This is a genomic window from Microbacterium sp. 16-032 (assembly GCF_041079455.1).
Taxonomy (GTDB): domain Bacteria; phylum Actinomycetota; class Actinomycetes; order Actinomycetales; family Microbacteriaceae; genus Microbacterium; species Microbacterium testaceum_A.
Map to the genome: position 1 here is coordinate 149,055 of NZ_JBFYGQ010000002.1, position 14,120 is coordinate 163,174.

The 14,120-nt window shown below is 70.7% G+C and carries 13 protein-coding genes; 7 read left to right on the plus strand and 6 right to left on the minus strand.

Features of this window, described 5'->3' with window-relative positions:
* Positions 1-27: 27 nt before the first annotated feature.
* The 4 genes from AB6V31_RS04320 to AB6V31_RS04335 are packed head-to-tail and all read right to left on the minus strand — an operon-like array spanning position 28 to position 2,586.
* Positions 28-807, minus strand: coding sequence for a hypothetical protein (locus AB6V31_RS04320; RefSeq protein WP_369364291.1), 780 nt, complete (start codon positions 805-807; stop codon positions 28-30).
* 2 nt (positions 808-809) lie between these two features.
* A complete protein-coding gene (locus AB6V31_RS04325; RefSeq protein WP_074694299.1) occupies positions 810-1,979 on the minus strand; it encodes a hypothetical protein in 1,170 nt (389 codons plus the stop codon).
* Entirely contained in the window at positions 1,979-2,275 is a 297-nt protein-coding gene (locus AB6V31_RS04330) for a hypothetical protein (RefSeq protein WP_056227596.1), read from the minus strand. The genes AB6V31_RS04325 and AB6V31_RS04330 overlap by 1 nt, the downstream gene beginning before the upstream one ends.
* Complete coding sequence (locus tag AB6V31_RS04335; RefSeq protein ID WP_369364293.1) at positions 2,272-2,586, minus strand: SAV_915 family protein; 315 nt, start codon at positions 2,584-2,586, stop codon at positions 2,272-2,274. The genes AB6V31_RS04330 and AB6V31_RS04335 overlap by 4 nt, the downstream gene beginning before the upstream one ends.
* 111 nt (positions 2,587-2,697) lie before the next feature.
* Here AB6V31_RS04335 and AB6V31_RS04340 point away from each other — a divergent pair, with 111 nt between their 5' ends.
* The 7 genes from AB6V31_RS04340 (at position 2,698) to AB6V31_RS04370 (ending at position 12,380) form a co-directional block, all read left to right on the plus strand.
* The gene (locus AB6V31_RS04340) at positions 2,698-4,470 is read left to right on the plus strand and encodes a Na+/H+ antiporter (RefSeq protein WP_369364295.1); all 1,773 of its coding nucleotides are present in this window, start codon (positions 2,698-2,700) and stop codon (positions 4,468-4,470) included.
* 145 nt (positions 4,471-4,615) lie between these two features.
* On the plus strand, positions 4,616-5,590 hold the full coding sequence (locus tag AB6V31_RS04345) for an alpha/beta hydrolase (protein WP_256335512.1): 975 nt from the start codon (positions 4,616-4,618) through the stop codon (positions 5,588-5,590).
* A 38-nt stretch (positions 5,591-5,628) separates the two neighbouring features.
* Complete coding sequence (locus AB6V31_RS04350; RefSeq protein ID WP_369364297.1) at positions 5,629-6,576, plus strand: hypothetical protein; 948 nt, start codon at positions 5,629-5,631, stop codon at positions 6,574-6,576.
* 213 nt (positions 6,577-6,789) lie between these two features.
* Positions 6,790-9,024: a LuxR C-terminal-related transcriptional regulator gene (locus AB6V31_RS04355; protein WP_369364298.1), complete on the plus strand. Its 2,235-nt coding sequence runs from the start codon at positions 6,790-6,792 to the stop codon at positions 9,022-9,024.
* A gap of 82 nt (positions 9,025-9,106) precedes the next feature.
* A complete protein-coding gene (locus AB6V31_RS04360; RefSeq protein ID WP_074694295.1) occupies positions 9,107-9,823 on the plus strand; it encodes an alpha/beta fold hydrolase in 717 nt (238 codons plus the stop codon).
* The gene (locus AB6V31_RS04365; RefSeq protein WP_369364300.1) at positions 9,820-11,283 is read left to right on the plus strand and encodes an aldehyde dehydrogenase; all 1,464 of its coding nucleotides are present in this window, start codon (positions 9,820-9,822) and stop codon (positions 11,281-11,283) included. Before AB6V31_RS04360 ends, AB6V31_RS04365 begins: the two co-directional genes overlap by 4 nt.
* On the plus strand, positions 11,280-12,380 hold the full coding sequence (locus AB6V31_RS04370) for an NAD(P)-dependent alcohol dehydrogenase (protein WP_369364301.1): 1,101 nt from the start codon (positions 11,280-11,282) through the stop codon (positions 12,378-12,380). The genes AB6V31_RS04365 and AB6V31_RS04370 overlap by 4 nt, the downstream gene beginning before the upstream one ends.
* Before the next feature lie 57 nt (positions 12,381-12,437).
* Here AB6V31_RS04370 and AB6V31_RS04375 read toward each other — a convergent pair whose 3' ends face one another.
* Together AB6V31_RS04375 and AB6V31_RS04380 are read right to left on the minus strand one after the other, a co-directional pair.
* Positions 12,438-13,064 carry a hypothetical protein gene (locus AB6V31_RS04375; RefSeq protein WP_369364302.1) on the minus strand — a complete coding sequence of 209 codons (627 nt, stop codon included), beginning with the start codon at positions 13,062-13,064 and terminating at the stop codon, positions 12,438-12,440.
* Between the two features lie 200 nt (positions 13,065-13,264).
* Positions 13,265-13,930 carry a hypothetical protein gene (locus AB6V31_RS04380; RefSeq protein ID WP_074694291.1) on the minus strand — a complete coding sequence of 222 codons (666 nt, stop codon included), beginning with the start codon at positions 13,928-13,930 and terminating at the stop codon, positions 13,265-13,267.
* Positions 13,931-14,120 lie beyond the last annotated feature (190 nt).

Here is a 14,120-nt window from a genome sequence, read left to right on the forward strand (position 1 = left end):
GCGGATCACGGCGGTTATGAGGCGTGCTCAGCCCTCACGAGCGCGGAGCGCGTCGTCGACGCCGCGCAAAGCGACGGTTCCGGGACCCTGGAGGGTCGCGCGAGCTGAGGGCACCTCGCGGAAATATCGCACCACGGTGGCGACCTGATTCGGATCGGATCCGAGCGCGAGCATAGGCGCCTCGACTCGCGGACCGGAACCGTCGGCGATGAGATGCAGTTTCGCGACAGGGCCGGCCCCGACCCCCACCTCGGCGAGTTCGTGCCATGCCCAGTCGACCCGACCGCGACCGCGGATACCCCTGAGCCCCTCGGCCGTCACGTGCAAGCCCGCCGGCTCACGCAGACGCACCGCATTCATCACGATCACGCCGACGCCGAGCAGTCCGAGGGCATACGGCGCGCGCGTGAGCAGGAACGACGGCATCGTCGGCAGGTCCGCGATGTCGACCACGATCTGCGCGACCGCGGGTAGCAGCAGCAGGCCGCCGAGCACGAACGGCACCGCGGTCGCGGCCGGCGCCGGACGGAACCAGATCCCGGATGCCGACTGGTCGACGCGTAGGAGGCGTTCCTGGATCGTGCCGAAAAGCACGTGCAGGCAGGCCGCGGCCCCGAGGATGGTGAGGGTCAGCGCTCCCATCACCAAGCGCAGCCCGAGTCGGTCATCGGCCACGGCCATGAGCACGGGCAGCACGGCGAACAGAACTATGACGGCGACGAGCCAGGTGGGGCGCCGGCCGTTCGGGAAGACGGGAATCCGCGGGTCGGGGGACGGAAGTCGGGGAGACGTCGTGCTGATGGCCACAGTCAGTTCACTCCTTGATTCGGCTGCGATCGGGGGGACGGAGGAACATATCCTTCCAACCGCGGCTGACGCCCGGTGAAGAAGTCGTCGACGGTTTCGCGTGAGTCGAGGGGGACCGCGGCCTCCCACAGCCACCTTGCTCCGGCTCCGATGGCTAGGCCGCCGATGACCGTCCCGCCGATGACCCACCCGACCGGATTACTTCCGAGGGCGGCTGCCGCAGCCCCACCGGCCGCCGCACCTCCCGCACCGCCGGCCATGCCTCCCGCGATCTCCGCGACGCCGGAGCTGAGCGAACCGCCCTCTGCGACATCCGCGGCGAGGGAGACTACGTCGATCACGTTGCCGGCGATGGGGAGCACGCGGGTCACGCGCGACACACGGCCGATCTGCTCCGCCAGCTCCTCCACCCCCGCTCGCATTCCGTGAGGGTCCGCCGCCTCGGCCGCCGCCCGCAGTGCCGGGTTACCGGACCGGAGCTGGTCGCGGAAGGTTTCCGCCGCGGACTGGAGAGAATCGTGGTCTTTGCGCCAGGTGCTCAGCGTCTGATCGTAGAAGCTCTCGTACCCGTCGAGCACGGATGTCGCGAGGGATTCGTTGCCCTTGGCCGCGATGGCCGACACCGTGCCGGAGAGCTTCTGCAAGCCCTCGACACGAGCGATGAGCGGAGCCATGTGTTCCCCGACCCACGCGTCGAGTTCGCCGGTCATCGTGCCGATCTGCGCGCCGAGGTCGTTGTAGCTCGCGATCAGCGAGACGTACTGGTCATACGCCTCGAGGTCGGCGTCCGGCGCGCCGGGACCCGGGCAGTACGACAGGGACGTCGTCGGCGGCAGCACGGTCGTTCCAACGACGTCGAGGCCGACGGCATCCGCTTGAATGCGGAGCGTGGCGACGTCTTCTTGCGCGCGCTCTAGTCGAGCGGAGTATGCGCGGAACACCTCTGCCGCATCGCTGAGGTAGCTTGACACCCCATCCGCTCGGTTGCGGATGTCGCCGACCACCGACCTCCACGCGGTTCCCGCTTCGCCCGTCCAGTAGTTGTTCGAGTCACCCCAGAGGTAGGTCAGCTCGAGGTCGGCGCCCGTGTACGCCTCTTTCACGCGCTCGAGCCACTCCGCGACGGCGCGCACGCTCGCCGGGTCGCCGGGAATCCTCGCGTCGATCGGCATCAGTCCGCGAGCCCCTCTTCGAGTCGAGAGATCTCGCTCTGCATTTGATCCTCCGTCGCCTGCACGTCGTCGAGCACGCTCTCCGTCACCGCACCGACGAGGCGCACCGCCCCGGCGTACTCATTTGCCGCCTCCGCCGCAGCGCCGGCGATAAAGCCGATGAGCGCGGAAGCGGCCCCGCCGTCGGCCGCGGGCGGAAGGGAGGCCAGCGCCGCGTCGAGACGGTCGACTTCGTCGACGACGAGACCCATCCGCCGCACCATGTTGTCGCGGTCGACGTAGATCGCGTCACTCATCCGAGTCGCCCTCCCCGACGTGACTGAGGGGGTATGTCGAGGTCGAATGCGACGACGTCGAAGGGCTGCATCTGCCGAATGCGATCGAGCTCCGAGGTCATCAGCAGCATCCACGGTTGTTCGCGCCCGCATGCGTCTGCGAGCCTGTCCAGCGCCGTGTACGCGAGCAACCCGCGCCGACCGTCGACGAGCTTCTGAACGACAGCCAGTTGGCCGCGCCCCTCGGGATCACTCACCAGGGGCAGGTAAAGGGCGGGCGGCACGATGACCTCCCGCCGCATCGTGGCTCCCCTGTTTCCGCCGAGCGACATCAAAGATCCCCCATCTCCGAACCGTCCGGACAGTTTAGTGCGGGCAAGAGATCGGGAATGTCCGCGACCCTCTCTACGCTGTGCTCAGGGGCACGGCGGAAGGCGGCAGGCATGCAAGGACTCGAGATCACGGTTCTGCTGGGAGTGGCGATGCTCGTGGGCACCGTCCTGGCTCCGCGGCTGCGCGTCGCCACACCGCTGGTGCTGCTCGTCATCGGCCTCGCGCTCGGCTTCATCCCCGAGCTGCGCCAGATCGAACTGCCGCCCGAGACGGTACTGCTGCTGTTCCTCCCCGTCATGCTGTTCCGCGAGGCGTGGACGACGTCGCTGCGGTCGGTGCGCCGCTCGCTGCGCTACATCATCCCGATGAGCACGCTGCTCGTGGTGGCATCCGCCTTCGCCGTCGCGGGCGTCGCGACGCTGATGGGCGTGCCGTGGGAGGCCGCTCTCGTGCTGGGCGCCGCGGTCGCCCCGCCCGACGCCACGGCCGTCGCCGCCCTCGGCCGCCTGCTGCCCGCCAAGACCTTCATGAAGCTCAAGGCCGAGAGCCTGACGAACGACGGCACCGCCCTCGTGCTCTACGCGATCGCCGTGGCTCTGCTGCTCGGCGACCAGATCACCCCGCTGCAGATCACCGGCATGGTGCTGCTGTCGTACCTCGGTGGAGCCGCCGCGGGCATCGCCGTGGCGGCCGCCGCGTTCTTCGCCCTGCGGCGCATGCAGTCCACCCTGACGATCAACCTGACGATGGTTCTGGTGCCGTTCGTGTCGTTCCTGATCGCCGAGCTCATCGACGCCTCGGGCGTGCTCGCCGTCGTGTTCGCGGGCCTCATCATGGCGTGGGTGTCGCCGCGCATCACGACGGCGATGTCGAGAAGGGCGGCGGATGCCACGTGGCCCTTCGGCGTCTACCTCCTCAACGGCGCCCTCTTCGTGCTGATCGGGCTCGAGGTGCAGCTCGTGCTGCACGAGATCTCGGGGTCGGAGATCGGCATCCTGCTGCTCGTCACCGTGGCCGCGTGGATCGCCCTGTTCGTCGTCCGGTACCTGTTCCAGTGGATGTTCTCGCCGTTCTCGCGGCCCGCCGCGGGATCGTCGCGGTCGCTGCGGCATCGATCGCGCATCGTCAGCACCGTCGCCGGTTTCCGCGGAGCCGTGTCGCTCGCCATCGCCCTGTCGGTGCCGGTCACCACGGCTGCGGGCGACCCGGTGGCCGGACGCGACGCCATCGTCTTCGTCACGGCGGGTGTCATCGTGCTCACCCTGCTCGTGCAGGGGCCGCTGCTGCCGGCGGTCATCAAGTGGGCGAAACTCCCCACCGACGACGCCGCGATCGAAGAGTACGAGTTGGCGGAGCGCGCGATCTCGGGCGCCGCCCTGGCGGCCCTCGACGATCTCGCGGCCGAGCACGGCATCAGCGACCGGGTGCGCGACCGCGCGCGCCGCGAGGGCTACGAACGGCTCGAACTCGCCAACGCCCGGGCGGTGGCACGGCAGCGCGCGATCGAGGAGCGCGACCTCGCCGAGCTCGACGCCTCGTTCGACGACGCCTCGTCGACCGGTCCCGTCCCTCCGGACGGACCCGACCTCGATCAGCGCCGCACCGAACGCGCGCCACAGGGCACGGACGACGACGGCACCGCCTTCACCGGCCCCCTCCAGATGATCGCGGTCAGTGACGACATCGACGTCACGCAGCGTTCTCCGCTGCTGCGACACAAAGAGGCGCAGCGACTGCGTCTCGCCGTCCTCGAACGCAAACGCGAGGTCTTGCTCCGCCTGCGCCGCGAGGGCACGATCGACGACCTCATCGCGCGGAAGATCCTCGCGGGCCTCGACCTCGAAGAAATCCGCGCGCGCGGTATCGAGAAGGCGAGCGACTAGCCGCGGCGGGGCGGTCCGAGCCCCACTCCCGCCACCCGGCGGCCTCCTCCCGGCTTTCTCCCGCCGCCCGGCGGGGACGCGCACCGGGAGCCGCGCCCCATGATCGAAGCGGACGCGACGCGGCGTCCCCGACGAAGGAGTCACCGTGACCGTTTCCGGCATCCTGCCCCGCCCGCCCTTCGACCCCGAGCTCGGCCCCATGCTCGAGGTGATCGGCCAGATGGTTCCGCCCACCCTGACCGCCGAGATGCTCCCCGCGCTGCGCGGCGGAACGTTGCCCGGCCTGCCCACGCCCGCCGAGATCCTCGAGTCCGCGCAGCTGCAGTCCCGCGACGTCACGATCGCGGGCTACGAGGGCGCCGAGATCGTCGTCTCGGTCATCGAGGCGAAGGGGCGCACCGGCACCGGACCCGGCATCTTCCACACCCACGGCGGCGGAATGATCATGGGCGACAGGTTCACGGCCGTCGAAGCGTTCGCGGAGTGGATCCACCGGTACAACGCCGTGGTCGTCACCGTCGAGTACCGCCTCGCTCCCGAGTTCCCCGACCCGTACCCCGTCGAGGACTGCTACGCGGGGCTCGTGTGGACGGCCGAGAACGCCGAACAGCTCGGGATCGAGCACGAGCGTCTCCTCATCGCCGGCGGCAGCGCCGGCGGCGGTCTCGCCGCGGGTGTCGCCCTGCTCGCCCGCGACCGGCGGGGACCCCACCTCCTCGGGCAGATGCTGATGTACCCGATGCTCGACGACCGCGATGCGACCGTGTCGACGCACCAGATCGACGGCGTCGGCGTGTGGGACCGCGGCAGCAACCTGCTGGGCTGGAACGCGCTCCTCGGTGAACGCCGCGGCACCGACGACGTCTCGATCTACGCCGCGCCCGCGCGGGCCACCGACCTGTCGAACCTGCCCCCGGCGTTCATCGACTGCGGGAGCGCGGAGGTGTTCCGCGACGAGGACGTCGCGTACGCCTCGGCCATCTGGGCGGCCGGTGGACAGGCCGAGCTGCACGTCTGGCCCGGAGCGTTCCACGCCTTCGAGGGATTCGCGCCGCAGGCCGCCCTCTCGCACGACGCCGTCGAGGCGCGCGACCGGTGGATCCGACGGATCCTCGGGTGACGGGCGGTTCTAGGCTGGGCGCGACGAGGGAGTGACCCATGCAAGAGCTCGCGGGACGACTGAAGGTGCTCGACCCCGCCGCGAGCGAGTCGGTGAAGATCATCGGATACTTCGACTCGCTCGTGGCCGGGGGCGCGGGAGTCGAGTCGGTCGTGCGAGCCGCGGCGATCCTGAGCGGGGTCCCCGCCGGCGCGCGGGTGCGCGGGCGGCTCATCGGCGTCGACGCCGACGGTGCGCGCACGGCACCTCGAGAGCCCGAGGGAGCGGATGCCGCCGACGCGCCGCGCGTGTGGCTCGAACGCCCCGACGGCGCAGGCCTGAACGACGCCATGATCGTCGACCGCGCGCAGGTCGCCCTCTCGATCATCGTCGCGCGCGCCGACCCGACGATGAGCGCGGTCGAACGCGTGATCGACGCGACGACCTCACGGGTGGATCGCGAGGCCGCCGCCCATCGCCTGCGCCTGAGCGGAGCGGTGCGCGTGGTGGCGGCCCCGCCCACCTCCCCCCACGCACTCACGGCATCCACCGTCCTGGCGACGAACGAGGGAGCGGTGTGGATCGGCCTCGGCGACGTCGTGCCCGCGGACGGACCCGTCGGAACGAGCGTCGCGAGCGACCTCGACGATCTCCCCCGCGCCTGCGCCGACGCCCGTCTCGCGCTGCGCCTCGCCGACGACCGACACCGGGTGATGGATGCCGCCGACCTCGGCGTGCTGATCCTGCTGGCGCGATCGTTCGAGGCGTCGGCCCCGCGGCATCCCGATGTCGAGGCTCTCGACGCTCTCGACGCCCGTGCTGTCGAAGCCCTCGACGTGGTCATCGACAGCGAGAGCATCCGAGCGGCGGCGACACGTCTGTCGATGCACCACAGCAGCCTGCAGTCGCGCCAAGAGACGTGGACGCGTCAGCTCGGGTACGACCCGCTGAGCCCCCGTGGGCGTGCCCGGTTCCTCGCCGCGCGGATGCTGCAGCGGCTGAGCTGAGGCTTCGCCGGATCCGCGCGAGACGGGCGGGCCGACGGCGACGACTCTCGATCGCAGTGCGCCAGGCGGACCGGGCACGCGGGGTCCGCGGCTGTCGTTCGGGGCGCCGCGCGTCCCGGCTCTGCGCGAAACCCCGCAATCGCCAGCGGAAGCATTCCGCTGAATCGATCGGCGACGGATAATGAGGGTTCCCGGACGCAAGGACGCTCCCCCGTGATCAAAGAGCCCCGCAGCGAGTTCGTGGGCCGCCGCCGCGAGCTCGACGATCTCTCCGGCGCGCTCTCGCGCAATCGCCTCGTGACCCTGACCGGAGTCGGCGGGGTCGGCAAGACGCGACTGGCGGCGCGCGCCGTCAACGCGCACGCCTCTCGAATGTCGATGAGCGTGGTGTTCGTCGCCCTCGACCGGGTGAGCGACCCGCGGCGCGTGGCCGACGCGATCGCTCAGGCGCTGCCGTACGGAGAGCTGTCGACGCGCGAGCCGGTGGAGTTCATCGTCGATGTGCTCGCCGACGATCGCACTCTTCTGCTGCTCGACAACTGCGAGCACCTCATCGACGCCGTCGCCTCGCTCGTGGATGAGCTGCTCGACGCCCTTCCGCAGGTGACGATCGTGGCGACCAGTCGGCGGCGCCTCGATGTCGACGGCGAGCAGGTGTTCCCCGTGCCGCCCTTGGCCACCGACGACACGGACGGCGAACCCGCCGAGGCGGTCGCCCTGCTCCTTGCTCGCGCGCGTGCCGCGGACGCCGGATTCTCGCCCTCGAGCGAGGACCGGGCCGTGGCCGCGCACCTGTGCCGCGCGCTCGACGGTCTTCCGCTCGCGATCGAACTGGCCGCGGGGCGTCTGCGCACCCTCTCGATCGCCGAGTTGGCCCGGCGGCTCTCGCAGCGCTTCACGCTGCTGCGCACCGGCGGCCGCGCCCCTGTGTCGCGCCAACGGACGCTGCGCGCGATGGTCGACTGGAGCCACGAGCTGTGCACACCCGCCGAGCGAGCGCTGTGGGCCGCCCTGAGCGTCTTCTCGGGTTCCTTCGACCTGCCGGCCGCGGTCGCGGTCGCGGGCGGAGACGAGGCGACGACCGTGGACACCCTCGACGCGCTCATCGACCAGTCCCTCGTCGAAGCGGACCGCGAATCGGGCCGCTACCGGCTGCTCGAGACGATTCGCGGGTACGGGCGCGATCGAGCCGAAGAATCGGGTGAGCAGGTGCTCCACGTCCGTCGACACCTCGACCACTACCGCGGCCTCGCGCGGCTGGCGCGCACGCACTGGTACGGCCCGGCGCAGCGGCTGATCCTCGCGGGGCAGCGCGCCGACCGGGCGGAGATGGATGCCGCTCTGCGCACGGCCGTGACCCTCGACGCCGATACGGCGCTCGGGCTCTTCACCGACCTCCGTTACCACTGGGGCGTCGGCGGTTTCCTCCCCGAGGGACGACGGTGGGCCCGGCGCGTGCTGGCCCTGCCCGACGCCTCCCCCGCCGCTCGGGCGCCGGCGCTGCTCGTGGCCGCGTGGTTGAGCGTGTTGCAGGGCGCCCTGGCCGAAACGCAGGCGTTGCTCGACGACGCCTGGGCGTTGCGCGACGAGCTCCCGGCCGCCGAGAGGGGTCTGCACGAGGTGGAGTGGCGGCGGTGCAGCGGAAGCCGCGCGCTGTTCGCCGGCGAAGGCGAGCGGGCGGTCGCCGGATTCACGCACTCGATCCGACTCGCGCACGATCTGGGGCATCCCGAAGAGGCGCTCCTCGCGCAGTTCCAACTCACGGTGGCCCTTCTGCAGCTGCAGAGACCGGATGCCGAGACCCCGGCGCGCGAGGGACTGCGGCACGCCGAGGCCATCGGCGAGAGATGGCTGAGATCTCTGTCGGTGTGGGCGATCGCCCTGGCGCTCTACGCCGCCGGGGATCTCGACGACGCCGAGGCGCACGCCCGTGCGGCGCTCGAGATGGAGCAGGGCATCGACGATCCCGTGGGCGACTGCCTCGTGCTCGAACTGTTGAGCTGGATCGACGCCGCGCGCGCACCGAGCGAGCGCACGGCCGTGCTGCTGGGAGCCGCACGAAGCTGGTGGCGCCGGATCGACTCCGGGATCGACGTGCACGGTCCGCACATGCTCGCCGAGCACGATCGCTGCGTGGCGACCGTCCGTCAGCGGCTCGGCGACGAGGCGTTCCGGCGCCTGTCGGCCGTGGGTGAACGCCTCACACCGACCGAGGCGGCGATGTTCGCGGGCGCACCCGGGCGCCCCGCGGCGGGGCTCAGCGCTCGAGAGAGCGAGGTGGCCGCCGGCATCCACGAGGGGCTCAGCAACCGCGAGATCGCCGAGCGCCTCGTGCTGTCGGTGCGCACGATCGACACGCACGTGCAGCGGATCCTCGCCAAGCTCGGGTTCACCTCGCGCGCGCAGATCGCGGCCTGGTTCCAGTCGACGCTCGCGAGCGTTCGGTAGTCCTACGGATACCGCTGCTCCGTCCGGCGTTCGACACTGATCGCGGCGACACCGAGGTCGCCCCCGTCCGAGGAGAGTCCGCATGACCCCTTCCCCTCCCCGTCTGCTTCTCGTCCACGGCGCCTGGGCCGGCCCGTGGGTGTTCGACCGGCTGGGCGCCGAGCTGCGCGCGCGGGGCTTCTCTGTCGACACCGTGGCCCTGCCGACGATCGGCAGCACGGTCGACATGTACGCCGATGCCGCGGCGATCACCGAGAAGCTCGACGCCGCAGACGGCCCCGTGACGTTGATCGCCCACTCCTACGGCGGGATCCCCGCGACCCAGGCCGGTGACCACCCGGCGGTCGAGCGTCTCGTGTACATCGCCGCGTTCGCTCTCGACGAGGGCGAGACGCTCCAGCAGGCGGTGGGCGGCGGCATCCCGGAGTTCTGGGGGATCGCCGACGGCAAGGTCTCGATGGGGCGCTCCCGCGAGGAGCGCATCGCGATGATCACCGCCGACCTGCCGGCCGGGGTGCCCCCTGAGCTCGCGGAAGAGATCGCCGACACGTTCCACCCGCAGTCGCTCGGCGCGTTCACCTCGCCCGTGACCCGCGTCGCGTGGAAGGCGAAGCCGACGACCTATGTGCTCACTCAGCGCGACGAGCTGGTGCCTCCCGCGTTCCAGGAGCACCTCGTCTCGCGTTCCGGTGCCGACGTGGTGCGCGTCGACACCGGGCACACCCCGTTCGAGGACGACCCGGCGTGGTTCGCCGGGGTCCTCGCCGACGCCCTCGCCCCGACGGAGGTGGCGAAGTGAGCGTCACGACGCTGACCGTCGGTCGACTGTTCATCGGCGGGGAGTGGACGGATGCCGCGGACGGCGGCCGCATGGACGTCATCGCCCCGTCCACCGGCGAGAAGATCGCCGACGTGGCTCGCGCGGGTGTCGCCGACGTCGACGCCGCGGTGGCCGCGGCCCGCCGGGCGTTCGATGAGGGCCCGTGGCCGCGTTTGTCGAGCCGCGAGCGTGCCCGCGTGCTGCAACGCGCCTACGCGCTGATGCGCGAGCGCGCCGAAGAACTCGCGCAGCTCGAGAGCCTCGACGTCGGCAAGCCCATCACCTTCGCGCGGGTGGTGGATGTGAACAACGCCGCTGAGCTCTACGAGTACTACGCGGCCCTCGGCCACCGCCTCGACGGCGAGGTCCGCGAGATCACGGCCGCGGCCCACGCGTACGTGCGCCCCGAGCCGCTGGGGGTGGTCGCGGCGATCACGCCGTTCAACTTCCCCCTCATCCTGTCGAGCACGAAGATCGCCCCGGCCCTCGCGGCGGGCAACACCGTGGTGCACAAGCCCGCGAGCGACACCCCGTTGAGCGCTCTGCTGATGGCCGAGATCCTGCGCGACGCCGGAGTGCCCGAAGGCGTCTTCAATGTCGTCACGGGCCCGGGATCGACCCTCGGCGATCACCTCGTGGCTCACCCCGACGTCGACAAGGTCGCCTTCACCGGGTCGACCGAGATCGGAGCCCACGCGGCGGGGCTCGCCGGCCGCAGCCTCACCCCCTTCACCGCGGAGCTCGGCGGCAACGCGGCCAACATCCTCTTCGCGGATGCCGACCTGGATCGCGCCATCCACACGGTGATCTCCGCGTTCGTCTTCAACGCCGGCCAGTTCTGCATGGCCGGTCCCCGCCTGCTCGTCGAGCGTCCCCTGTACGGCGTGGTACTCGGCATCCTGAAAGACGTCGTCCCTCGAGTGCCGTTCGGTGACATCGCGGATCCTGCGACGGTGATCGGCCCGCTCGCGAGCCGAACGCAGCTCGACAAGGTCTCGGCGTTGGTCGAGCGGGCTCGGGCCGCCGGGGCGCGGGTCGTGACCGGAGGCCACGCGGTCGAGCGCGACGGGGGCTTCTTCTACGCTCCCACCGTGATCGCCGACGTGGCCCCCGACGCCGAGGTCGTCGTCGACGAGGTCTTCGGTCCCGTGCTCACCGTGCAGCCGTTCGACACCGAAGACGAGGCCGTCGCCCTCGCCAACGGCACTCCCTACAGCCTGGCCAGCGGCATCCAGACCGCCGATCTCGCGCGGGCGCACCGCGTGGCCGCGCGACTGAGGGCGGGCATCACGTGGATCAACGGGTGGGCGGTGCTCGATCCCTCGGTGCCGTTCGGCGGGGTCAAGGCGTCGGGCTGGGGACGAGAGGGCGGGCCCGAGGCGCTGCAGTCGTACCAGAAGGCCCACTCGATCGTCTTCGACCTGGGCGGTGCCGCATGACCGCGGGGCGCGCGGCTGTCGTCGAGGCCGACGGCCGGATCGTCGTCTCCGACGTCGAGTACGCCGATCCGGGCCCGGGCGAGGTGCTCGTGCGACTGACCGCGACCGGTCTGTGCCACACCGATCTCGGGGTGCTGGCCGGCGGCATCCCGTTTCCCACTCCGGGGATCATCGGTCACGAGGGTGCCGGGCGGGTCGAGAAGGTCGGCGCGAACGTCCGCGGGATCAGCCCCGGGGATACCGTACTCCTGAGCTTCACCTCGTGCGGCGCGTGCGCGGCCTGTGTGTCCGTACATCCCGCGTACTGCGAGACCTGGTTGCCCCGAAATCTGCTCGGGGGGCTGAGAGCCGACGGCTCGGGCGGGATCAGCCGCGACGGGGAGCCCGTGGCCGGGCACTTCTTCGGGCAGTCGTCGTTCGGCACGCACGCGATCGCCGACGAGCGCTCCGTCGTGCGCGTGGCCGGCGACGCCGATCTCACCGTGCTCGCTCCTCTCGGCTGCGGGGTGCTGACCGGCTTCGGTTCGATGTGGAACGTGCTCGATCCGGGGCCGACCGACATCGTCGCGGTCTACGGCGCCGGGGCGGTGGGGCTCTCGGCCGTGATCGCGGCCTCGCTGCGCGAACCGGTCCAGTTGATCGCCGTGGATCGCGTCGCGAGCCGTCTCGACCTGGCGCTCGAACTCGGAGCGACAGCCGTCGTCGACGCCTCGAGCGAAGACGTGGTCGCGCGCCTCGCCGAGCTGACCGGGGGCCGTGGCGTGTCGCTGGGTTTCGACACCACCGGACACCCGGGCGTCGCCCGGACGGCGCTCGATGCCGCGGCCGTGCGCGGCACGGTCCTCGTGTGCGGGGCGCCACCGCCCGGAACCGAGATCGGCGTCGACATCCAGGGCATCTTGACCGGCAAGATCCTCCGCGGCGTCACGATGGGCGACGCGGACCCGCGCGACCTCGTTCCGCAACTCGTCGCTCTGCACGCCGCAGGGCGCCTGCCGCTCGAGAAGCTCGAGAAGCGTTACGCGTTGGACGACATCGAAAGCGCGGTCGCCGACATGCACGCCGGCACGACGGTGAAGCCGGTGATCGTGTCCTGAGCGCGGGTCACACCGCAGGCGACCTCGCAGAACGGGCTGAAAACTCCCCCGGGTCGGTCAGGCGACAGGCTCGTTCAGCGCTTCTTCCACGCGTCGAAGCGCCACCTTGCCTCCCTGCGTCAGAAGGTTCCGCTCCTCGGGGTGGTCTCGGAAGAAGCGCAGCACCACGGCGACATCGTTCGGGTCCGCTCCGAGGTACAGAATCGAGGCGAGGACCGGGGGCGAGCCGTTCGCGTCCGTGATCGACAGCTTCGCGGAAGGCGCGGCGACGACAGCGATGTCTGCGATGTCCTCCCACATCAGGTGGGCGTCTCCCGCACCGCGGATGCCGTGGATGCCCAGTTCCGTCAGTTCGAGCCCCGCGGGCAGCCGAGCCGACCAGAGCATGCGTCCGAGCGTCACCAGGCCGATCACTGCGATGACGCTCGTGCCGACGACGATCGACCATGACGCGCTTCCGGCCAGACCGTTGATGAGCCCGTAGACCATCGCCGCGGCCGGAGCGAGGGTGGACGCGGCAGCCGCCACCATCCAGCCGCCGCGCGAAGCGCGCGGTTCGAACCAGAGCGACGGCGAGGAGGTGTCGATCAGGAGACGACGTTCCTTGAGGTATCTCAGTTGCATGGCGACCCCGGTCACGGCAACGACGATCATCAGGCTGATCGCGGCTATGACGAGCTGCACACCCGGTATCCCCAACACCGCCGCGAAGAAAGCGCAGACGGCGGCAGCGATGTAGGCGCCCGAGAATGCAGAACTCGCCTTTCCCTGTCGCACGTTCAGAGATACGCGCGTTCGCACGTCGGCAGGAAGTTTCAACGTGGTGGCAGTGAGCGGCATAGGTGTGGCGATTCCCGTCTGGATAGGAAGAGCCCGCGTCGGGCTCAGCCTTTTGCGTCCTGCCGCGCGCGGAGGACATCGTTGGCGCGGCGGACGGCCTCCGCGCCGCCCTCGGCGAGAAGAGGTCGTTCGGTCGGATTGTCCTTGTAGAACCGCAGGAGGGCGGCCGCGCGCTGTGGGTCCGATCCGAGCATGAGAAAAGGTACGGCGAAAACGGGAGATCCCTCGGCGTGCGCCAGACCCAGGCGGGCGACGCGCCCCGGTTCAACGGTGATCTCGCCGACCTCGTCCCATCGCCAGTGCACGGGACCCACGCCACGGATGCCGTGGATACCAGACGGGGTCATTTCGATCCCCGGTGCACGCCGCAGGCGCCACAGCATCACGACGAGACCGCCTGCGGCCAGCGCGGCGAGGAGGTAAGGGCCACGCCGCACCAAAACGGACGGCATTGTCTCGAGCCCCAGGATGTCGGTGGCGCCCTGGGCCACAGCGGGAAGAAAGAGGACGAGGAGAAGAACCACGACCGCGACGGAAGGCGATGCAGGCGGCCGCAGCCACAACGAGTGAGATGAGTCGTGAAACCGCACCACGCCCGTCGTCATCGTTCGGGAACGCACGATAGCGACGACCGCAGCTGCGCAGACCACGATCACGAGCGACGCCATCACGAGGCGCAGTCCGAGCCGGTCGTCGGCAGCGGTGATCACCGCCGGAGGGACCGCGAACAGGAGGATGATCGGCGCGAACCGCCCAGGAGGACGACCGTCTCGTAAGAGCGAAACGGGCTAAACTCCCGGATCTTCAAGACGTGGGCGCGTTGTGACGAGGCCCATTCTGGGTTCCCCTAAGCCGTGTACGCCGGCAGGCCGCGCCGCCCGATCCGCTTCACGCCATCTT